The organism is Zoogloea sp., from assembly GCF_044344315.1.
In the GTDB taxonomy this organism is placed as follows: Bacteria; Pseudomonadota; Gammaproteobacteria; order Burkholderiales; family Rhodocyclaceae; genus Zoogloea.
The window spans coordinates 1-17389 of record NZ_JBIJDC010000043.1; the positions used below are offsets into that span (position 1 = coordinate 1).

24 protein-coding genes are annotated in these 17389 nt (G+C 65.0%); 4 read left to right on the forward strand and 20 right to left on the reverse strand.

Features of this window, described 5'->3' with window-relative positions; translation table 11 throughout:
• Positions 1 to 342: 342 nt before the first annotated feature.
• The 16 genes from ACIQ09_RS11085 to ACIQ09_RS11160 all read right to left on the reverse strand — a co-directional run bounded on the left by ACIQ09_RS11085 (position 343) and on the right by ACIQ09_RS11160 (position 9574).
• On the reverse strand, positions 343 to 1239 hold the full coding sequence (locus ACIQ09_RS11085; protein ID WP_398309277.1) for a DNA adenine methylase: 897 nt from the start codon (positions 1237 to 1239) through the stop codon (positions 343 to 345).
• 88 nt (positions 1240 to 1327) lie between these two features.
• Positions 1328 to 1756, reverse strand: a complete 429-nt coding sequence (locus tag ACIQ09_RS11090; protein ID WP_398309280.1) for a Mor transcription activator family protein — start codon at positions 1754 to 1756, stop codon at positions 1328 to 1330.
• Entirely contained in the window at positions 1746 to 2216 is a 471-nt protein-coding gene (locus ACIQ09_RS11095) for a regulatory protein GemA (protein ID WP_398309283.1), read from the reverse strand. Before ACIQ09_RS11095 ends, ACIQ09_RS11090 begins: the two co-directional genes overlap by 11 nt.
• A 66-nt stretch (positions 2217 to 2282) precedes the next feature.
• The gene (locus ACIQ09_RS11100; RefSeq protein WP_398309286.1) at positions 2283 to 2615 is read right to left on the reverse strand and encodes a hypothetical protein; all 333 of its coding nucleotides are present in this window, start codon (positions 2613 to 2615) and stop codon (positions 2283 to 2285) included.
• Position 2616: 1 nt separating this feature from the next.
• The gene (locus tag ACIQ09_RS11105) at positions 2617 to 2907 is read right to left on the reverse strand and encodes a hypothetical protein (protein ID WP_398309289.1); all 291 of its coding nucleotides are present in this window, start codon (positions 2905 to 2907) and stop codon (positions 2617 to 2619) included.
• The gene (locus ACIQ09_RS11110; RefSeq protein WP_398309292.1) at positions 2907 to 3323 is read right to left on the reverse strand and encodes a hypothetical protein; all 417 of its coding nucleotides are present in this window, start codon (positions 3321 to 3323) and stop codon (positions 2907 to 2909) included. The genes ACIQ09_RS11105 and ACIQ09_RS11110 overlap by 1 nt, the downstream gene beginning before the upstream one ends.
• A 3-nt stretch (positions 3324 to 3326) precedes the next feature.
• Entirely contained in the window at positions 3327 to 3857 is a 531-nt protein-coding gene (locus ACIQ09_RS11115; protein ID WP_398309295.1) for a host-nuclease inhibitor Gam family protein, read from the reverse strand.
• 2 nt (positions 3858 to 3859) lie between these two features.
• A complete protein-coding gene (locus ACIQ09_RS11120; protein ID WP_398309298.1) occupies positions 3860 to 4237 on the reverse strand; it encodes a hypothetical protein in 378 nt (125 codons plus the stop codon).
• Positions 4234 to 4656: a hypothetical protein gene (locus ACIQ09_RS11125; RefSeq protein WP_398309301.1), complete on the reverse strand. Its 423-nt coding sequence runs from the start codon at positions 4654 to 4656 to the stop codon at positions 4234 to 4236. Before ACIQ09_RS11125 ends, ACIQ09_RS11120 begins: the two co-directional genes overlap by 4 nt.
• A complete protein-coding gene (locus ACIQ09_RS11130) occupies positions 4653 to 5075 on the reverse strand; it encodes a hypothetical protein (RefSeq protein WP_398309304.1) in 423 nt (140 codons plus the stop codon). The genes ACIQ09_RS11125 and ACIQ09_RS11130 overlap by 4 nt, the downstream gene beginning before the upstream one ends.
• Positions 5076 to 5077: 2 nt before the next feature.
• Entirely contained in the window at positions 5078 to 5428 is a 351-nt protein-coding gene (locus ACIQ09_RS11135) for a helix-turn-helix domain-containing protein (protein ID WP_398309307.1), read from the reverse strand.
• Positions 5421 to 5873: a hypothetical protein gene (locus ACIQ09_RS11140; protein ID WP_398309310.1), complete on the reverse strand. Its 453-nt coding sequence runs from the start codon at positions 5871 to 5873 to the stop codon at positions 5421 to 5423. Before ACIQ09_RS11140 ends, ACIQ09_RS11135 begins: the two co-directional genes overlap by 8 nt.
• A 101-nt stretch (positions 5874 to 5974) precedes the next feature.
• Positions 5975 to 6232 (reverse strand): hypothetical protein, encoded by a 258-nt coding sequence (locus ACIQ09_RS11145; protein WP_398309313.1) that lies wholly within the window; start codon positions 6230 to 6232, stop codon positions 5975 to 5977.
• A complete protein-coding gene (locus ACIQ09_RS11150; RefSeq protein ID WP_398309316.1) occupies positions 6232 to 6954 on the reverse strand; it encodes an AAA family ATPase in 723 nt (240 codons plus the stop codon). Before ACIQ09_RS11150 ends, ACIQ09_RS11145 begins: the two co-directional genes overlap by 1 nt.
• Positions 6955 to 7015: 61 nt before the next feature.
• Complete coding sequence (locus tag ACIQ09_RS11155) at positions 7016 to 9109, reverse strand: Mu transposase C-terminal domain-containing protein (protein WP_398309319.1); 2094 nt, start codon at positions 9107 to 9109, stop codon at positions 7016 to 7018.
• Between the two features lie 3 nt (positions 9110 to 9112).
• Positions 9113 to 9574, reverse strand: coding sequence for a hypothetical protein (locus ACIQ09_RS11160; RefSeq protein WP_398309322.1), 462 nt, complete (start codon positions 9572 to 9574; stop codon positions 9113 to 9115).
• A gap of 38 nt (positions 9575 to 9612) precedes the next feature.
• Here ACIQ09_RS11160 and ACIQ09_RS11165 point away from each other — a divergent pair, with 38 nt between their 5' ends.
• Positions 9613 to 9750 carry a hypothetical protein gene (locus ACIQ09_RS11165; protein ID WP_398309325.1) on the forward strand — a complete coding sequence of 46 codons (138 nt, stop codon included), beginning with the start codon at positions 9613 to 9615 and terminating at the stop codon, positions 9748 to 9750.
• 41 nt (positions 9751 to 9791) lie between these two features.
• On the opposite strand, the gene ACIQ09_RS11170 is transcribed toward ACIQ09_RS11165, so the two are convergent.
• On the reverse strand, positions 9792 to 10115 hold the full coding sequence (locus ACIQ09_RS11170) for a helix-turn-helix domain-containing protein (protein WP_398309328.1): 324 nt from the start codon (positions 10113 to 10115) through the stop codon (positions 9792 to 9794).
• A 242-nt stretch (positions 10116 to 10357) separates the two neighbouring features.
• Between ACIQ09_RS11170 and ACIQ09_RS11175 the strand changes: the two genes are divergently transcribed.
• Entirely contained in the window at positions 10358 to 11050 is a 693-nt protein-coding gene (locus ACIQ09_RS11175) for an XRE family transcriptional regulator (protein WP_398309331.1), read from the forward strand.
• A gap of 190 nt (positions 11051 to 11240) precedes the next feature.
• Here the strand turns inward: ACIQ09_RS11175 and ACIQ09_RS11180 are convergent, their stop codons facing one another.
• From ACIQ09_RS11180 to ACIQ09_RS11190, 3 genes are read right to left on the reverse strand one after another with little or no spacing between them, the layout of a single operon-like run.
• Positions 11241 to 11615 carry a hypothetical protein gene (locus ACIQ09_RS11180; RefSeq protein WP_398309334.1) on the reverse strand — a complete coding sequence of 125 codons (375 nt, stop codon included), beginning with the start codon at positions 11613 to 11615 and terminating at the stop codon, positions 11241 to 11243.
• 3 nt (positions 11616 to 11618) lie between these two features.
• On the reverse strand, positions 11619 to 13007 hold the full coding sequence (locus ACIQ09_RS11185; RefSeq protein WP_398309337.1) for an ABC transporter permease: 1389 nt from the start codon (positions 13005 to 13007) through the stop codon (positions 11619 to 11621).
• Positions 13004 to 13693: an ABC transporter ATP-binding protein gene (locus ACIQ09_RS11190; protein ID WP_398309340.1), complete on the reverse strand. Its 690-nt coding sequence runs from the start codon at positions 13691 to 13693 to the stop codon at positions 13004 to 13006. The genes ACIQ09_RS11185 and ACIQ09_RS11190 overlap by 4 nt, the downstream gene beginning before the upstream one ends.
• A gap of 142 nt (positions 13694 to 13835) precedes the next feature.
• Here ACIQ09_RS11190 and ACIQ09_RS11195 point away from each other — a divergent pair, with 142 nt between their 5' ends.
• Positions 13836 to 14765, forward strand: a complete 930-nt coding sequence (locus ACIQ09_RS11195; RefSeq protein ID WP_398309343.1) for a helix-turn-helix domain-containing protein — start codon at positions 13836 to 13838, stop codon at positions 14763 to 14765.
• Between the two features lie 278 nt (positions 14766 to 15043).
• Positions 15044 to 17389: a penicillin-binding protein 1A gene (locus ACIQ09_RS11200; RefSeq protein ID WP_398309346.1), complete on the forward strand. Its 2346-nt coding sequence runs from the start codon at positions 15044 to 15046 to the stop codon at positions 17387 to 17389.

A 17389-nucleotide genomic window follows, 5' to 3' on the forward strand; every position in this document is an offset into this window, starting at 1 on the left:
GAAAGGCGGTGTTTGCTCAGCGAAATTGAACCGAATTTGGTCGCGATCATCGTTGCGCGGCGGAATTCATTGAAAACCTCGGGTTATTCGAGGTGCCCAAAAGAATCGCGCAGATCGCAGACCATATGAAGGCAGCAGGAACACTCAACGCTACACAACATGAGGTCATCATCCTGCACTCTCGCTCCGAGGGTGGGATCCTTCACCTCAAGACCCTCCATCTCTGGGTGCACCGCGACAACTTTCACCCCACCCATCAGGCAGTCAACAGCCTGTGGGACGAGATCGGTTGCTTCGTTCGCGCGTGCTGGGCCTGACTCTGCGCGCGCCGTAAGGAGCAAATCAGTGCCCGCGGGTCAGAACCGGTTCGTCGGCAAGCGTAAGGTTGTCATAGAACATGACTTCAGTGGCCAGCGGCCGCTCCTTGCCCGTCGAGTAATGCAGCGAAAACTCCGTGCCCTGGCAGTTGGCATACAGGGCGCGGATCTCGGCGCAGTTATCGTAAGTGACCACCCAAGGAGTTTCGATCTCAAGCACACGCGTGGCAATGCGAGCGTGGTCGTCAGGGCGGTAGTGATTTCGATACAGCTGGCTACCCTTCTGAAAGTACGGCGGGTCCAGATAGATCAGGCTCTTGGCTGGCAGGATGGGCCGTAGCTCGTCGAGCAGGTCGAGTGCATCCAGGCCATAGAGCGTTACATGCGTGCGCAACGCAGACAGGGCACGCACCCGCTCTACCAGATCGTGCTTGTTGAAGCGTGCATTGATTGCATATGCGCCAGTCTGTTCGAGCCCCCCGATTACTCCCGCCTTGAGAATGCCAGAGCGATTTGTCCGGTTCAAAAAGAAGGTAGCAAACCCAACCTGAGTCTGTGTAAAGGCTTCTGGCGATGCCAGCACGGCCTTTTGTTGCTTCCAGGAATCAATGGTGACGGGCGTAGATTCGATCAACTCGATGAGCCCCACTGAGTCATTGAGCACGGCCCACCAGAACGCGTGCACAACGGGATCGAGATCGTTGATTACGATGTGATCCACATACCCCTGCAGCAGTAAGAACCATGCGGCTCCTGCCCCGCCGGCGTAGGGCTCCACATACCACCCACCGCTGATCCGGTTGTGGCGCATCAGGCGTGCAAGCCACGGCCCGAGGCGCCCCTTTCCACCGGGGTAGCGCAAGGGCGATGCAAAAATGCCCCCGCTCGCAGGCGCTGGGGCAACGTCAGTTGCTGTTTTCATATTCTCTCCGCTGCGGATTGTACCTGCAGGTAACACTAAGGTCAGTGCAGCGGTGCACAGGCATAGCGCTCCTTAGTTGCGTCGCGCCTCAAAACAGATCCAGCTGATCCACATCCGCCACCACTTCGGCCCTCCGCTCCGCCAGCCGAATCCCGCGCTCCGTCATCCCATACTCCCTCGCCAGATCCGCCTGCGTCCGCCCAGCCCGCCTGGCGCTGGCGATGGCGTTGGCTTTCACCTTGGCCCGCCAGTCACGCAACATCGGGATCTCCGGCCGGTCGCCCGGGTAGTGGTGTGAGAGGGCCATGGCTGCGTCGTAGCCGATCAACACGGCAAGTGGGTGCGCCTCGGTCATGACCTCGGGGATGTAGATACGCCGGCCGCCGTACTCGCGCGCCAGGGTCAGGGCAGCAGCAACCGACGACACCCGTGCGAGCTCGGCCAGGCTCGGCGGCAAGAGCGCGAGCACGGCTTCGTCTTCGGGGGATGTAGTCTCGCGGGCCACTTCAAACCCCATGCCGCTTGCAGTGGATCTCCAGGGCCTGGACGATCTTGTGGAGCAGGTCCTCCCCGGCGAACTCCAGCACGGTGTCGCACTGGAGCATCTGGCGGGCGATGCCCTCAACGTAGGCCTTGGTGGCAACCCGGCGGGGCGGCGTCATGAGCCGGCCGCAGCGCTCTGCCAGGCGGTAGATCTTGCGGGCATGCACTTGGCGGGCAGGAATGAGCGCAAACACGAAGCGCCACTCCTGGGCATCGTCGGTGGCCGCACGGTGCTGCAGGCGCTTGAGGTGGTCGAGCACCTTGTCGAGCTGCGGCACGCTCAGCTCGGTGGCGCTGCGCTTGCCGGGCACCTGACCGCCGATCATGGCACGGTAGGTGGCGTCGTCCATCGGGACAGCACCACGCTTGCCGGTGATGGCTTTGATGGCCTTGATGCGGGCCTTGCGGGCGTCTTCGTTCCAGGCGGGGATCATGGCGTTACTCCGGGGGGAATCAGCTGACCGGATACGCCCGGAAACGGGCGTATCGAGTGAGGCGACTCAGTGGGCGGCGGGCGTGGTCGGGGTTTTCGGGATGATCTTTGCGCGGCGGGCGATGAATGAATCCACGGCCTTGAGGGCGTCCTGTTCGGTGCCCATAACGCGGGCCCCAACGATTTCGCCCAGCTCCTTGGCCAGCTCGGTTGCAACCTTGCCAGCGTTCTCGGCACCGGCTTCGTAGGCTGTTTTGAGGATCGCATAGAGGCCCTCTTCGGCGCCGGCATCGTCGTCATTGCGCACGAGACCGATCACGACGCGGAACACCTTCTGCAAACCCGGATCGGACTTGGGCGGCAGGCCCGCGGTGAGGATGTTCGTTTCGACTATTGTCATTTCAGCTTCCTTTCGTGAGCCGCAGGGGCTGCTGTGTTAGGCGTTTGGGGGTAGCTTGGCGCCGGGCCGGTGCGATCTCGGCGCCGGGGGGCATGTTGATCTTGTCCGCAGAGACCATCTCCATTGCCAGATGCGCGGGCTTGCCGGCATTCCAGCTCCGGAAATCCTCCCTAGACCGCTCAGCGCTGACGGCTTGCTGCATCAGCTGCATGACTTTCATCCCGGCTTCCGCCGGCATGAGGTAGTCGTAGTGGCCGATGGTCAGGACACACATGGGTTTCGGGGTGGCCATCAAGGCGCCTCCGCGATCACGGTGAAGTCGAGCGTCCGACCTTGATTGGCGTACTCGCACGCCTTCCAGCGCACGACGCGCAGTCGGGGCGTGGCCAAGGTGAGCAGGTGCTCCACTGCAGCGCGCTCTGAGTCGTCGTGCGTCGAGATGCTCTTCCGCTCCAGACCTACGGCGCTTTCGTCGGTGTCATCGCATACCAGGGCGCGGGCGGTGCAACCCGCACTGTTGTGCTCGACGCGGACGCAAAGCAGGTATTTGCGGACCGGCGTCGGGGCGGCCGGGGCCTCGACGACGGCCTTGGCCGCTGCCGCTGCGCCGGTGATGGCATCAAACAGCGCTTGCGCAGCGCCGCCGGTGGCGCGGATTGTTGTGCCGCGCCGGCCCTGGGAGATCCGGATTGTTGCTGTGCGGGCCATGGCTCACACCTCCGACAGTTCAGTTTCGAACGGCGTGACGATGAACTCCTCACGCTGCGTGATGCTGATGCCTTCAACCGCACGCACTGGGTGCGCCGTGGGGGTTTCGAGGATCGCCTCCTTGTTGATCTCCTCCTTCGGCCGGATGAACTCCTTCAGCCCCATGATGTGCAGGCGCTGGAGCACGGCCTCCAGGCCGCGCACGGTGACGCTCGGAGGCGTGATGCGCCAGGCCAATTCACCGGCCGGGAGCTGGGCGGTTTTGACCTTGCCGTCACGAGTGAGCGTCGCCCGGTTGGCTTCCGCCCAGATCTGCACGCCGTCAATGCGTGACTGGATGGCGTCCCGCAGCGGCGAGGCATTGGCTTCGTAGCGCTCGCGCACGGCGGCGAGCTCGTCGTTCATGTTCGCTTCAATCCGGGCCAGCTCGCGCTGGTCAATGCCAATGAGGCGGATGGCGGTGTTCGCGTCGTCGCGGGTCTGGGGGACGTGGACAGTGACTGCGGCGCGCTTGGATTTGGGCTTGGTGGCCATGCTTACTCCTGGTTGGTGGTGATTTCGGCAAGGGCCTGGCGGCCGGCCGGGGTAATGCGATAGAGACGGCGCCCGCGCGCGATCTGGCCAGAGATGACGACGAGGCCATCGACGACGAGCGGCTTGAGAATGTGGTTGATGACGTCCGGCAGGCTGGCACTCATGGCCGCCATCTCCGGAGAGCTCAGATCATCCCGAGCGGCGAGCGAGGCGAGAATGAAGCGGCGCCGGGCACCTCGCTCAAGTGACGGGACAGGTAGATCACAACGAGGCTCCCGCACAGCAAGCGGGAGGCGACGCCAGCGTGCGGCGGCTTCGAGGCTGTCGAAGTGGTGGATGGCACGGTCGGAGGTGACGATGCGGACGTGGACGAGGCTCATACGGCCTCCTCGGCGGCGTCCGAAACCGCCGGGCCTGCCGGGAACACGGCCCAGTGCGTGACAACGTCGCCGCCCAGCGGAACGCCTTCGGCCGAGACCCACCGCGCACCGTCGTAGTAGCCCGCCCAAACGTAGGTCTCAGTGAGCCCGGCGACGCGCAGCAGTACGGTCTCGTCCCCGTCCGGCAGCACTTTGCTCACTGGCATCCAGCGGATCAGCTCGGCACCGAGCAGCGGGTGGGGATCAACCAGGACCAGGCCCGCGCGGTAGCTGTCCAGGAGCGAAGCCGCGTCGGCCAGCTTTTGCGCATCGTCCTTCAGCACCGTTCCGCCGAGCTTCCGGAAGAAGGCGGACTGCCGATGCAGGAAGTCGACCAGCTCCGGCGCTTCGTCGGCGTAGTCGTTGGTGGCGGGGCTCATGCCACGTCCTCCTCTACCGCCGCAAACTCCGCCGGCTCATCGCACTCGATCACGATGCTCTCCGGCGCCACAGCGCCCGCGGGGGCGATCGACAGCGTTACAAGGGTGGCTGCCGCAAAGCCGCAAACGAAGGCAGTAACGAGCTGCCACAGCGACGCGTCGTTCTGGGGCGCACGCACCCGCGTCGTCTCGACGGGCATCGCATGGATCACAGAGATCGGGAACACGCCCTCGCGGCCCGCCAGCTCGACGACGGCAACGCCGTCTTCCATGCGCGCCGAGGTGTAGATCCGGTCCCACTCCGGGGGCATGTCCGGGCGCGGCAGGTACAGCACGGAGTCACCCGGCTGGAAGCGCGTGTTGAACTGCTTGATGGCCAGCGTGTTGTGAAGCTGCGGCCTGTCTTTATTCAAGGTCATGGTCATTCCTCACTGGAGGGGTTGTTGGCGCACGACTGGCACGTGGTCCAGTAGGCGAGCTTCTCGGGGTTTCCGAACGGCTTGAGTGCGGTGTGGCGGCGTTTGCACACGTCGGCCTGGATCTCCTCCCCGGTGAAAGGGCACTCGAGCTTGTCGAGCTGCAGCAGCAGAGCTCGGGCCACGATCTGGGGATTGGCGAAGTACTTGCCACTGAGGAAGAGGCTCAGGGCTGTTCGGCTGTAGCCGATTCGGCTCGCCAGATCGGTGATGGAGAGGGCGCCGGGTGCCGTGGCGTTCAGCGCCATCTGCCGGGCGCGCTGGATCTCCTCCAGGGGTAAGGCAGGCTTAGCCATGGTGTTGATCTCCGATGGTGTAGATGGCACCGGTCTTGCCACACACGACCTGCTTGAGCTGGCGCCGGTAGGTGGGCGCCTTGCGACCGATGCGATCAGGGACAACGCTCCAGGCCGCGGCGGTGCCGGCGCGAGCCGGCAGGCGGGTGATGAAGCCGGTGTGCTCCAGGGCGCTGATATATCTGCGCAGGTTGTCTTCTGCGTTGCGTTCGTCGCCCGTTGCGATGGTGTAAAGCAGGCTGTCGACGGTAAAGGTCCGATCCCTGGCGATCACCCACCAGGCGCGCTGGCGCAGGCCGCTTGTCGGACGAACCTTCTTGATGCCTTGCCCGCTGGAAATGCGCTTGCCGCTATCGAGCCAGGCACGACCGGCGTCGGTCATGGCGTAGCGCCCAAGGCCTGCGGACTGGATCAACCCCCGCTTGCGCAGCTTCTGGGTGGCCATGTGAACTTGGCTTCGGGTGAAGCCTGTGGCTTTCACTACCTCTGGATGTGATTCCGTACCAGCGCCAATGGTGCTGAGTACGGTTTGCGTGATGCACTGGGTCACTGGCGCGCCTCCAGGGCATTACGGTTTGCTGCATCACCCAGATCAATGATCTGGCGCGACTTCAGTTTCTCGACGAGCACCAAGGGCACGGCGCGGGTCTCGCCCGAGCTGATGTTCTGGATGTGCTTTGCAAAGCTCTCGTCGAAGCGACCGGCAGCACGGATGTCGTCAGTGAGGCCTTGGGCATCCTTGAACCAGAAGAGCATCCGGCCCGCGTCGTCTGAACGGCTGGGGTTGTAGATCAGCCAGGCCATTACTTCGTGACCTCCAGCTTCTTCTGAAGGTCTTCGCACAGGCGAACACCCTTGAGGTCATCCAGGCTGATGGTGGCCTTTCCAAGCTTGCTGGCCGCTTGCTCAACGGTGGCCAGGGCGTCCTTCATCAAGCGGAAGCGGCCTTTGCTCTGCGTGTGAATCTCGGCGCGCAGGTTGTCGGTCACGTCGACTTCCGCCAACTCCTCGATGTACTGGGCGCAGTCGTCCAGGGTTGCGACTTCCAGCTCACACACCTGGCCAATCCGGGTGGCCTGGTGGTCCTTCCTGGCAAACCTCTTCGCCTCGGAGGTATGGCACACCAGCACCAGGGGCACGTTGGCGTGGTCGGTGATGGCCCGCAGGTACTCAATGGCCTCGGCGTTATGACTTAGGCCGTGCTGAGCTTCATCGAAGATGATCGGGTAGCGGTGCTCGGCGAAGTAGTCCTTGAAGGCCTTTGCCTCTGCCCAGCGCCCCCGCGGATCCAGGCCAGTGGCGTCCTTCAGGCAGTCACGCACGTACTTGACGTTCATGTCCTGCATACCCGGGACGGTGATGGCGTCGTGCATGGCACCGTAGTGATTCACTGTCCTGGTCTTGCCCACACCAGGCGGTCCATAAACCAGGATCAGGGACGATTCTTCGGCGCCACGCGCTTCAATCCGCGCAATCGCGGTCATGAAGCGGCGGTAGTTGGCGTTCTTGACGAAGTGCTTTTTCATATAAACTCCAGATGCTTTTGCTGGTAAAAGTGCTGCAAACCGGCTGTCGGGTAGGTGCGAACTACCCGGCAGCCTTCCTAAAATCCTCGTTCTTCATCGCCTCCTCGACCTCGTCGCCGTACAACCAGGCGGACGTATCCAGCATCGAGACCGTGGCGCCCGGGCCTTCCGGCTTCTTCTCTTCTTCCGCGTAAAGCAGTGCATCCAGATCGACGGCTGGTACATCCGGCTTGGGGATATCCAGCACCACGTCCATCGGGGGCGCGATCAGGGTCTGGGTGAGCTCGGCGTCGGCCCGGTTGATCTCCCGCTGGGCGCGCGCCTTGATGCCGGCTGCACGCTCCTCGCGCTTGCGCTCGACGAAGGGCACCGGGAAAGCCGCTTTCTTGTTGCCATCCCAGATCGCCTCGCCGATGGGGGTGCCATCCATGCGGTACAGCCACACGCGGTCGGCGTTGTGAATGTCGAAACGCACGCGCACCTCTTCCCCTTCTGCCAGTTCGTCCTGCAGATCCCGGCGGAAGTAGGTGTTGTTGAAGAGGGTGAAAACACAGCGCGAGGGCGTGCGCTTGACCTCCGGGCGCCACAGCTCGTCGATCTCTGCGGCATCCGGCCCGAAAACAATGGAGTCCTTATCCAGCTTGGCGGCGTAGGCCTCGGCCGGGGTCAGCCCCCCCAGCTCGCGGTGCTTGTGGCCGGTGTTGTAGTCGAGGACTGCCGCATCCAGGTCGGCCATGAACTGGCTCCACGAAGGCAGTAAACGTGAGGTTTCCCCCTTCCGCTCGGCCTTCGCCAGGATCTGCCCGACGATGCGAATCGAATCCCTGTCCGCCGTCTTGGTGAGTACGGTCGGGTAGCGCTCCGCAAGCGGCAGCGTGGTGGTGCGCCACAGCCGTTCAATGATGCCGCGCCCCTGCGGGTTGCCCGGGATCCCTGTTTCGTGGGCAATCCCCTGGCGGGCCAGCGTGCCGTGGATCGGGCAATCGATGCTCTTGCCAGTCTGGCCCGAACCGTTGTCCGAGTAATAGATCAAGGGCCGCGCGCGGGTGGTCATCTGTGCATGCCGGAAGGCATCCGACACCGCAATTGTCGATTCCGACAAGGCGACCGACCACCCCACAATCATCCGGCTCACCCAGTCGATGATCACCGTGATCTCGGGCCGGAAGGCCTGCCCGTGGATGGGGCTTTGCACCTTGGCCTTGAACGTATGGCCGTCACCCACCCAGATGTCGTTCGACTTGAACATGGACACATCACGATCCACGTAGGGCTTGAGGGCCCGCCACTCGGCCCCGGTCATACGCCCGCGGTACTTGATGGTCACCGGCAGCTCATTCTCAAGCCGGGTGAACACGCTGTAGCTCGGGTAACGGAAGCCCTGAGCGTCATACCAGGCGCGAGCATCCCGCCAAGCCTTGGCAACTGTAGGGCGTGACGTCAGGCAGTAATGGCGCAGAAACGCCGCGATGTCCTCGGGCTTGAACCCGTCCTTCTCCCGGCGGCCAGGCACCAGAAACAGGGATGCCTCACCAGCCTGGCACCCCTCCAGGTACAAGGCGTACATCTTCGAAAGCCGGCTGGCCTGGGCGCTCTCGGTATTGCCTGACGCGCGCCGCTTCACATAGGTGGCCTCTGCTGCGGCGAGCAGCTCCGGTCGCGCCACGCCTGCCACAATCCGCTCCGCCAGCTCCCGGTAAGCGGTCTTGGCCGAACAGCCCGTGCTGCCAATCGCATCTTCGATGGCCCGGCAAAGCACTAGGGCACCATCGCGGTAGGCACGATCCGCATCGTTCAGCCGCTCCCGGGTGCTGCGCGTCATGCCCCGGCGCGTGCATTGGGTCTGTCCGCTGCTCAAGGTCACAACCTTGGGTAGCGGCGGTGTGTCCAGCGTTACAAGGGCCTCACTCGTGGGCTCGGTAACAAGCGCCTCAATGTGTTTGCCCGCTACGCGAGCCCGGACCGGCACGACCTTACCTTTGACGTTGATCTCGATCGGCAACGCCGTAATCGCCCAGCGCATCTCCGGGCGACCGGTGGTGGCCACCGTACGCTCGGTAGGGGCCGGCAGAAGCCCTTGCTCGGCCCAGCGCTGCACTGTGCGCAGCGTGGTTTCGAGGGCTTCAGCGATGTCTTTGGGGCCGACGGTTTTCATGCTTCAGTCCGCCTCACCCATCTGCTGCTTCAGGCTCTTGATGCGCTTTGTCGCTTCATCTCGGGTGCGCTCCAGCCTGCCGATCTCGGCATCCAGTGCTTCCTTGCCCACCAACAACTTGCCCCCGCGCAGATCCACCACCCACGCCGTCAAAGCATGGGTTTCGCAGGCCACTTCCAGGGCCGGCAAGTACTCAAGGGGAAATCTCCACGCTTGGTGAGTCTCCTCATTCCAGTTGCGGCTCTCAGCCGTCCAGGCATCGAGTTGCCGCTTGCTGACAGGCTCGCCGATGAGCTCCGACATTCGGGCCGCGATCTCTGCGCGCCCAAGCGGTGCAGCCTTCAGTACGTCGCACAGCACATGCCGAAGCGCGATGCCGAAGTTCAGCGCACCAGGCAAGGCGGCCTTGGGTACGGGCACCTCAAAAAGGTCACCCGTGAGCGTGTCGTTGGCGCGGCGGATCATGCTGCTCTTTCGGCGCCAGAGAGAGCCTTCCCGTCAGCATGAATCGCCATGGCGGTCGCTATCTGCGCATCGAGGACAGCCGCACGAATCGCTGTGCGAAGCTCCCCATCCTCGCCCGCCAGGCGAAGGGCACGATCAAGCGTGTGACGCTCACGCTGACGCGCGGCCGTCAATGAAAGGGCGCTCCGAACCTTGAACAAAGGGATCGTCCACATGGTTACGCCCCCACCCGTGCATTGCCATTGCGCCCGCCGCTACGGCAGGTAGACTTCAGGGCATGCGAGCCCTGCGGACGTCGGGATCCATCCTCAAAGTAGCGGCTGGGCCAGATCTCCTTCGGGTGCAATCCGAGTGCGTCTGCGATGCGCCGCTCATTGATGGGGTAGGAGCGCTCAAGGGCGGCAGAAAGCGGTGACGAACTGGTCAATCCGTGCCGGTCTGCGAGCGCCTTGAGGGTGATGTTCTTTTTGCGGAGGGCGGCTTTAACGTCCTCCTTGTGCCAGTCCTGATGACTGGCTTTTTTGGGGCTGCTGGCTGTCATGTTCCGCTCTGCGTGGTGGTAGTGCGATACGTGACATTAAACCCTCGTTTGTGTGTTCAGTCAACCAATCGTGTGCGTTGCGCCCACGTGTCGTTAACTACGAACCTTCATTTGAGGTTGAAAAGCAGCCGAGCTTTTTAAAATCAATGGCTTGCGAGTTTGCGACATGTCGCAAACTGCACTGCCCAAGTGTCGTTAACCCTTGATGAGTTAACGACACACTGAAAGTAAGGCGCGAGACGATGATTGGTGAAGCCCTCAAGCGAATGCGCGGCCAGATGACGCTGGACGACCTTGCAACTAGGATGAAGGTCCACAAGAACACGCTCGGCAACTATGAAAGAGGCGAGCGGCTTCCCGATATCGACTTTCTTGCAAGCTTCGCCGAGGAGGTTAAGGCTGATCTTGCAGAGCTTCTTGCTCTCCGTATTGAAAGCGGCAGCAATGCCCTTGCGAAGGATGGAGTGGGCATTCGAAAGGCTTTGGAAGGCACGTCATTGGCCGACAGGCAGGTCGGAGAGGAGTTTGAGCTGATCCCACGCTACAACGTCACAGCCAGCATGGGCGCAGGCCGCCTGCCTGGTGACGCCGAGGAGGTGGGGAGAATGGCTTTTCGTCGCGACTGGCTGCGCCGCGAGGGGCTTTCGCCGCGCAACCTGGTCGCAATCACCCTGGCAGGTGACTCTATGGCGCCAACTATCCGAGACGGCGCACTCGCCCTGGTCGATACCAGCGAGCACCAGGTCAGTTCCGATGGCGTGTATGTGCTCCAGCTCGACGGACACCTCATCGCCAAGCGCCTGCAACCCGACTTTGCAGGTGGCGTCTTTATCCGGAGTGACAATCCGGCCTACCGCGAGCAGCACCTGCCCGCCGACCTGGCAGCCAATCTGACCGTTGTCGGCCGCGCGATCTGGGCGGGCGGCAAGCTCTAGCGTTAAAACACAATGGGCCGGCCTGGAGATAACCAGACCGGCCCATTTTTTCACCGCGCGATTCCAAATATCGTGCAAATCCGCTCAGGATTCACCCATTTCCGCCGGCCCGCGTCCCAAATGCCGCGCACCCCAGAACCCCCTCAATCCCAGTCCCGGCGCGGCCTCACGGGCTCCCGCCCCTCACTCCTCACCTGTGCCAAATGAACACCTCCCCCACAGACAGGCGGATGCTGGCCTTGCTGGCCGGGTCGTAGAACCACAGATCCTTGCCGTTGAAGAGGATCAGCTTGTTGGCATCCCGGGCCGGTGCGGTATAGCGCACCAGGCTGCGGAATTGGCCGCCGTTGGGGTCGGCCTTTGAGTAGATGGCCAGGGTGCTGCTGTCGGTCTGCTTGCCCTGGCGGTATTCGATGAGGCTGTTGGTGAGGCCGAAGGGAAAGTCCGGGTTGCGCACCGCGTCGCTGGCGATGAGGATCTCCTGGGGGCTGGGCGCAGCCCCGGCGGGCAGGGCGAGGGTGGCGAGGGCAAGGAGGGGGGCCAGGAGGCGAAGTCGTATCTTCATGGTTCAGGCGTGGCGCAGGGCATCGACGATCACCAGTTTCGCAGCCCGCCGCGCCGGCCACCAGGCCGACAGGAGGGTGACGCCGAGCATGCCGAGAACACTGCCGACAAGCAGCGGCATATCCTGGCCGACGCGTACCAGGATCAGATAGGCGTAGGAGTAGCCGGGGGGCGTCCATGACCAGCCGCTGTGGTTGATGGCGTAGGCGATGATCAGTGCGCAGAGCACGCCGAGTGCCGAGCCGGCGAGGCCCAGCAGCAGGGCCTCGCACACGAACAGGCGGCGGATGCCGGCGCGGCGCAGGCCCATGGCCCGCAGGGTGCCGATCTCGGCGGTGCGCTCGACCACGGCGGTACTCATGGTGTTGCCGATGGTGAACAGCACAATGACGCCGATCAGGAGGGCAATGAAACTGAACATGGAGCCCATGAACTCGTTGGTCTGCCGGTACATGGGGTTGAGGGTTTCGAAGTCCAGGATCTCCAGGTCTGCATCCTTGAAGTGCTCGGCCAGCAGTGCGTTGAGGCGTGCGCGGGCGGCAGGTATCTGCCAGGTGTGACGGAGCTGCACCAGGATGGCGGTGACCTGGGGCGTACCGGTGCCGAAGATCAGGCGTTGGGCCTGGGCCAGATGCATGGCCATATACACGTCGTCGAGGGCCTTGATGCCCATGTTGTTGGCTTTGATCACATTGAGGCTGGCCACATTGGGGGCGCCCCGCGCGGTGGCGGCGAGCATCTCGATGCGGTTCTCGCCCGCCGGCTGCGGGCTGGCCTTCTCCACGGCGGTGAGGGCCGCGATGTCGTCGGGCAGCGCGGCACCTTCGCTGGCGGTGTGCGCCCTTCCCGGGCGACAGTCGGGGGCGTCGAGCAGAGCGCAGAGATTCAGTCTGCGTGCCACCCCGGTGCCGACGATCACCGTGTCTTCGGCGGCCCCGGCCAGGGGCAGCGGCTTGGCGTAGCTCACCACGCCCAGGTCGTTCCACTGATACATGCGGTTGCGATCCTCGGGGATCAGGCCGATTGCCATCACCGAGCGGGACACTCCCGCGGCAAAGTTGCCGGCAATGCCGCCCAGTTGCAGCGTGGGCGTGACAACGGCCAGCATCGGTGCCAGCTCCGGATCCTGGCGGATCCGTTCGATAAGCTGGGGGTAGTTCGCAATGCCGTAGGCGGTGGGGTTGTCGCCGCCGTCGAGGAAGTAACCCCTGCGCTGGACCTGCAGGTGGCCTGTCTGCTGCACGAAGCCGGTCTGTGTTCCGTAGATGATGTTGGAGCGATAGCCTCCGAACAGCAGGATGGCCACCAGGCCCACCATCATGGCCAGCAGGGTGGTATGGGAGCGGCGGCGGTTGCGCAGCAGGTTGCGCAGGGCCAGGGATACCGTGTTCATGCCCGACCCCCTTCGATGCCGGTGATGCGCCCGTCGCGGATGAAGATGATCTCGTCGGCCTCGGCGTGCACCTGGGGGTCGTGGGACGAGAACACGAAGGACACGTCCTGCTCGCGCTGCATGCGGCGCATCAGGGCGATGATCTCGGCGCCGGTGTGGCTGTCCAGGTTGGCGGTGGGCTCGTCGGCGAGCACCAGTCGGGGCGCGGTGGCCAGGGCCCGGGCAATCGCCACCCGCTGGCGCTGGCCGCCGGAGAGCTGGGCCGGCAGGTTGTGCTGTCGCTCCGACAGGCCCACCGCGTCCAGCAGGGCCTCCACCCGGCGGCGACGCTCATTGGCGGCCACGCCGGCCAGCGCCAGTGGATACTCCACGTTCTCCCGGGCGCTAAGCACCGGGATCAGGTTGAAGTTCTGGAAGATGAAGCCGATGTGGCGGGCGCGGAAATCCGACAGGGCATCGTCGGGCATGGACTGCACCTGTTGCCCGGCCACCGTGATCTCCCCCTGGTCGGGCATGTCGATGCAGCCGATGAGGTTGAGCAGAGTGGTCTTGCCGCTGCCCGAGGGGCCGGACAGCACCGTGAAGGCGCCCTGGTGGATGTCGAGGGTGATATCGCTGAGGGCCGGCACGTCCACCGACCCGAGACGGTAGGTCTTGCCGACCTGGTGCAAACTGACCGGATGCATCGCATTCCTCGTGAGATTCAGGAGGCCCGGCCCTCCCGGCCCGACCGAAGCGCATGCTAAGGGCGCATTGCCCGGCCGGTATTGTACGTTTCCGACATGCTGGGGGGCTGCCGTGGCCGGCGACGCTCCCTATACTGCGGGCATGTTCAGAATCGATCCGATGCCCTCCGGCGAGCTGGCGGCGTCCCTCTGTGGGGCCCGCTCGGACCTGTGGCTGCCCCGGGCCGCCCTGTCGTCCTGCCTGCGTGCGGTGATCAGCCGCGACACCCGCAGTGTGCAGTTGGCCGAGGGGGACCGCTACAACCACTTTCCGGCCTCCCCGATGTGCTCCCTTGTCTGGTACTTCAGCGGCGAGGCGGTGGTGCTCGACCCCCACCGGCCTGCCGCCCCCGACACGCCCGGCCGACCCCTGCCCGACCGCATCACCTTCTGCGGCCCCTTCAACCGGCCGGTGATCAGCCGCAACCCGGGGCCCATGCACGCCATGATGCTGATGCTCATGCCCGACGCCCTGGCCCAGCTCACCGGACTGGATCCGGGCGCCTTCCTCAACCGCATCGTGCCCGCCAGCGAGGTGCTCGACGCGCCGTGGATGACCCTGTGCCGGGCCGTGGATGAGGCCCCCGATGACGAGGCCCGCGTGGCGCTCATGGATGAATTCCTGACGCCCCTGTGGCGGCAGGTGCGCCCCGACGCGGCCTCGCCGGTCCGGGTGTATGCCGACTGGTCGCGCAACCTCGCCCTGCGCGCCTCCGTCTCCGGCTGGGGGCGCAGCCTGCGGCAGGTGGAGCGGCGCATCAAGCAATGGACCGGCCAGCCCCTGCGCGAGCTGCGCGGCATGGGTCGCTCCGAGCAGGCCTTCTTCGACGCCGTGGTAGCCGGACGCTCGGGCGAGGTGAACTGGAGCGACGTGGCCAGCAGCAGCGGCTACGCCGATCAATCCCACCTGTGCCGCCAGAGCCGCCGCGTCACCGGCTTTCCCCCCGCCGAGCTGCGCCGCCGCATCTTTGCCGACGAGAGCTTCTGGGCCTACCGCCTGTGGGGTTTCAGCGAGAGCCAGTTGCCCGATTGAAGGCTCGGACGGTGCTTGAAGGGACTGTAGGGGCGACTTCAGTCGCCCGCGGACTTCGATCAAGGGCGTGCCTGTGATCGACGCGCGATGGGCGACTGAAGTCGCCCCTACGAGTCGCCCCTACGAGTCACCCCTACGAGTCACCCCTACGAGTCGCTCCTGCAGAAGCGGCCGCATCGACCATCGGACGTCGCGGCAAACTGAGGAAACACGGATGAATTCGACCCCACGGGGATATGTGTTAAAACCCGTGGCTTCCGAGCGTCATCCTTGCCCCAATGTCTTTGCTCCTCCGTCTGCGGCAGGCCCTTGCCGGTCTGCTGCTTGCCCTGCACAGCCGGCTTGCGCCCGGGCTGTCCCGCCTGCGTCGCCCCAGCCGCCGCGAGCTGCTGCTCGGCCTTGCCGCCCTGCCGGCCCTGCTGCTGGTCTACAGCCTCATCCTGATCCCCTTCACCCCGGGCATCCGCGACATCCGCAAGGCCAAGCTGGAGCAACCGGCGCGCGTGCTGTCGGCCGATGGCAAGGAACTGGCCGTCTTCAAGTGGGCCAACCGGGAGTGGGTGGGGCTGGAGCGCATCTCGCCCCAGGTGACGGCCGCCCTGATCGCCACCGAGGATCACCGCTTCTACGAGCACCACGGCATCGACTTCTACCGCCTGGCCGGGGCGGCCCTGCGCACCTTCACCGGTGACAAGCAGGGCGGCTCGACCCTGACCCAGCAGCTGGCGCGCAACCTCTTCCCCGACGAGATCGGCCGGGCGCCGACCCTGACCCGCAAGCTCAAGGAGGCCATCACCGCCTTCAAGATCGAAGCCCTGTACTCCAAGGACGAGATCCTCGAGACCTACCTCAACACCGTGCCCTTTCTTTACAACGCCTGGGGCATCGAGATGGCGGCGCGCACCTACTTCGACAAGCCGGCGCGCAGCCTGGACGTGCTGGAGGCGGCCACCCTGGTGGGCATGCTCAAGGGCAACAGCTACTACAACCCGGTGCTCAACCCCGAGCGGGCGGTGGCCCGGCGCAACACCGTGCTGGCCCAGATGGTGAAGCGCGGCAAGCTCGACGAGGTGCGCCTGGCCGGCCTGCAGAAGAAGCCCCTGCGCATCGACTTCGAGCGCCAGCTCGAAGCCCCCGGCCCGGCGCCCCACTTTGCCCAGCAGATCCGCAAGCTGCTCATCGCCTGGGCCGACAGCCACGGCTACAACATCTACGCCGACGGGCTGGTGGTGCGCACCACCCTGGACAGCCGCCTGCAAGCCCAGGCCACCCAGGCGGTGCAACGTCGGGGCCGTCAGCTCCAGGCCCTGGCGGACCAGGCCTGGGCCGGGCGCAAGGGCTGGGCGGGCAGCCCTGAGCTGGTGGAGGCCTTCGTCCGGGAGTCGAAGGCCTATCGCGCAGCCCTGGCCCGGGGGCAGACAGCCGAGGAGACGTTGGCCCGCCTGCTGGCCGACAAACCCTTCCTCGACGCCCTGCGCCAGGAGCAGACCCGGGTCCAGGTGGGTTTCCTGGCCCTCGACCCGCGGGACGGTCAGGTGCGCGCCTGGGTGGGCAGCCGGGATTTCCAGACCGACCCCTTCGACCACGTGGCCCAGGCCCGCCGCCAGCCCGGCTCCACCTTCAAGCCCTTTGTCTACGGCGCGGCCTTCGACAAGGGCATGCAGCCCGGCGATACCCTGATCGACCGGGAGGTGGAGATTCCCCTGCCCGATGACGAGGTGTGGCGCCCCACCGATGAATCCCCGCCCAGCGGCAAGCCGGTGAGCCTGCGCGACGGCCTGGTGTACTCCCGCAACCGCATCACCGCACAACTGATGGACGAGGTTGGCCCGGCCCGGGTGGCCCGGCTGGCGAAGAAGATGGGCGTGCGCCAGAGCCCCCTGGAGGAGGTGCCCTCCCTGGCCCTGGGCACCAGCCCGGTGACCCTCAAGGAGATGGTGGCGGCCTACGGCACCCTGGCCAATGGCGGCGGCTACATCGAGCCGGTGCTGATCACCCGCATCGAGGACCGCAGCGGCCAGGTGCTGGAGGAATTTGCCCCGCTCAAGCCGGAGGCCGCCCTCGACCCGGGCGTGGCCTACACCCTGCTCGACGTGATGCGCGGCGTGGTGGACCGGGGCACCGGCGTGGCCATCCGCAACCAGTTCGGCCTGCGCGCCGACCTGGCCGGCAAGACCGGCACCACCCAGGACAACACCGACGGCTGGTTCATCCTGATGCACCCGCAACTGGTGGCCGGTGCCTGGGTCGGCTTCAACGACAACCGCATCACCCTGCGCAGCGACTACTGGGGGCAGGGCGCCCGCAGTGCCCTGCCCATCGTCGGCGACACCTTCCATTACGCCCTCGCCAACCGCCTGATCGAACCGCGCCAGCGCTTCGTGTCGCGGGAGGAGCCCGGCCTGCTGCAACGGGGCTGGCGCTGGGTGCGTGGCCTGTGGGCCACCCCCGAACCCGAGCCGGAACCCAGGCCTGCTCCCCGGCGTCCGAGACCTCAGGTGCCCTCTCCGCCGGCGTCACCTCCGCCCGTGCCGGCGGAACCTGTGCCGGCGCCGTCACCCCCGTCACCCCCTCCCGGCGGCGAGGCGCCACCCGAAACCGCTATCATCCCGGCGCAACAATGA